Here is an 808-nt window from a genome sequence, read left to right on the forward strand (position 1 = left end):
CGTCTTCCAGCGCCCGCAGGCGCTTGGCCTCAGAGACGTCCATGCCGCCGAACTTGGCCTTCCACTTGTAGATGCTCGCATCGCTGACGCCGTGTTTGCGGCACAGGTCCGAGACCGCAACGCCGGCCTCGTGCTCCTTCAGGATGCCGATGATCTGCTCTTCGGTAAAACGGCTTCGTCTCATGCTCTGGTCCTTGAGTTGGGCCAAAGCGAACTTCAAACTGGATTAGGCACGAGGGGCAACGTCACTTCGAGCAGGACAGCAAACTCCGGATCCCCATCAAGATCGAGATAATAATCGAGATAGTCGCGCGCGTTCTGGGTGGTAGTCACAACACCGTCCTCTTCTTTTGATGAGGTTCGTACACATGCAGGGATATGAATAATTGGTTTTTGGACAATGGTTTATAGCATCGGGCTAACACGCTGTGGATAGAGGAGCCGCCGGCCCACCCCGTGTGCTCGCGAGCCATGACGTCGAGACCGCAGCCTACGAAAGGGGTGGTCGGCATGCTTCGAGGTGGCGTCAGATACAGGGCCGCCAGCGGAATGTCCGCTTCGTGTTGATTTCCGCGGAGAACTGACCCAGGCTTTCCACTGAGAACTGACCCGCCTTGATGATGGTCGGTTGGTCAGTTGGCGGTCAAGTTCCTCGTCTTCTCCCTGGTTGGTTTGGCCGTTTTCGCCGAACTGTTCTTGAAGCGGAAGCTGTCGTTCCCTGTCTCCAGGATGTGGCAGTGGTGGGTGAGCCGGTCGAGCAACGCGGTCGTCATCTTGGCATCGCCGAAGACGGTCGCCCATTCACTGA

2 protein-coding genes are annotated in these 808 nt (G+C 57.5%); both read right to left on the reverse strand.

Annotation, left to right across the window (positions count from 1 at the left end; genetic code table 11):
* Window positions 1-184: transposase (locus EYW49_RS22870; RefSeq protein ID WP_131312049.1), on the reverse strand; the 184-nt coding region annotated here is incomplete at its 3' end.
* Window positions 185-632: 448 nt separating this feature from the next.
* On the reverse strand, window positions 633-808 hold a 176-nt coding region (locus tag EYW49_RS22875), incomplete at its 5' end, for an ATP-binding protein (protein ID WP_165498331.1).

It is taken from the genome of Siculibacillus lacustris (assembly GCF_004328075.1).
Lineage (GTDB): Bacteria > Pseudomonadota > Alphaproteobacteria > Rhizobiales > Ancalomicrobiaceae > Siculibacillus > Siculibacillus lacustris.